Genomic DNA, 1,956 nt, shown 5'->3' on the forward strand with positions numbered 1-1,956 from the left:
GGGTTCTACGAGGCCCACCTGTTGGTCGAGGTAGGGATGGCCCTTACGGGCCACCCCCCTCACAGATCCGGACGTGCGGCTTTCCCGCATCCGGCTCTTGCCTTAGGTCGTGACGAGCGACCGTATCCAGGACGCAGGATAACGATGGTAGATTCGGGGACTCGGCAGCCACTTGCCCGTCAGGCGCGACATCCGCTCCCAGGTGACCCGCCCCCTCTGGCTGCGACGCTCCAGCGCCCGCTTCCAGGTGCGGATCACCGCGTTGCGGAACACCGCCAGCGCTTCTCCATTGAGCGATACCCCATAGTACTGGTAGTGGCCGCGCAGGACGGACGCCAGCCATCGACCCTGTTCCGGCACGGCTTCATGCCTGCGCCGCCGCAGCTCTCGCTTCACCTGCTGCAGCTTCGCCCGCATCCGCTTCCGTACCGTTTGCCGCACTACCACAAACCTCCCTCTCCGGCTGCGCCCACAGATGTGGGTGAAGCCCAGAAAGGTAAAGGTCTCTGGCTTGCCCTCACCCCGCCTCGCCCGGTTGGACGCCGCAAAGCGCCCAAACTCGATGAGACGGGTCTTCTCCGCGTGCAGCTCCAGCCCGAACCGGCGCAACCGCTCCACCAGTTCCTTCTGAAACTGCTCCGCTTCGCTGCGGCGCTCAAGGCCCAACACAAAGTCGTCCGCGTACCGCACCACCACAACGTCGCCGCGGCCCTTACGTGTCCGCCAGTGTTGGACCCACTGGTCGAAGGCATAGTGAAGATAGATGTTCGCCAACACCGGGCTGATGACCCCGCCCTGCGGCGTCCCCTCTTCACTCGGCCTCCACTTCCCGTCCTCCAGCACGCCCGCCTTCAGCCACTTCTGGATGAGACGCACGACGCGCCGGTCCCCGATCCGGTGCTCGATGAACTTGACCAACCATTCGTGATTGATGGTGTCATAGAAACCACGAATGTCGGCATCCAGCACCCAGCTTACCCGCTTTACCGTGATCCCTACCGTCAGCGCATCCAACGCTTGGTGCGGGTTGCGCCCCGGTCGGAACCCATACGAGAAGCCCAGAAACTCCTCTTCCCAGACGACACTCAGGATGCCGGCGACTACTCTCTGCACTATCTTGTCCTCCATCGCCGGCTTCCCAAGTGGCCTCTGCCGCCCGTCGGCTTTCGGGATGTACACCCGCTCAACCGGCCTGGCTCGGTAGGCTCCTCGTCTCAGTCGTCCAGACAGGTCTTGCAGGTTCCCCTCCAAGTCCTGCCCGTATTCCCGCCACGTGACCTGGTCCACCCCCGGCGCCGCCTTCGGATTGAGGCTCAAGTACGCCTCCCGCAGGTGGTCCACGTTGTACACGTGGTGGTAAAGCGAGACCAGCCTCTCTCCCTTATCCCTCCTGACGACCGCTCGTATGCGCTCCAGCGCCGGGGGCATGCCCATCATCCGGTCCTGTGCCCGGGGCATGTGGCTCTCTCGCGCATTCCCTTTGGCCGATTGCCTTCCCTCCATCCCCTCCGCACCCGGTCGCCCAGGCTCGTTCGGAGACTTCTCAGGTACTATGCAACCGTCCGACTGCCCGTGCTCGTGCATCATCGGCTTGCGTCCTCAGACTTCCCGATGCGGCCCGTTGCACCATCCTCCACAACGGGCAAGCACGGGCTCTCCCGGTTCCCGCGCAAGGTGCTTCCGTGCATGTACGGGGTCTCCGACCGCGTGGAGCCTGTGCCGGTCTCGCGCTGGCGACCGTCACAGCGTGGCCTTCCGTCGCTCCGAAAACGTCGGCGCTCCAAAGTTTTAGGTTGACTTTCGCGGCTCAATACCCAACCTGCACGCTCCCCTGTCAACGCTTCGCCTGGGCAGTTACCCGCCTCGGCGCATGACCCGGGGCCAGTATGGTTCGCTAGACCTTTACTGTTCAGGACTTGCACCTGTAACACCTTGCCGGTTTGACCGGCGCACCGG

1 protein-coding gene is annotated in these 1,956 nt (G+C 64.0%); it reads right to left on the reverse strand.

The genetic code is table 11. From position 1 onward, the window contains the following. Positions 1-102: 102 nt before the first annotated feature. Positions 103-1,458 carry a group II intron reverse transcriptase/maturase gene (ltrA, locus tag AB1609_22565; protein ID MEW6049218.1) on the reverse strand — a complete coding sequence of 452 codons (1,356 nt, stop codon included), beginning with the start codon at positions 1,456-1,458 and terminating at the stop codon, positions 103-105. Positions 1,459-1,956 lie beyond the last annotated feature (498 nt).

The organism is Bacillota bacterium (assembly GCA_040754675.1).
Lineage (GTDB): Bacteria > Bacillota > Limnochordia > Limnochordales > Geochordaceae > Geochorda.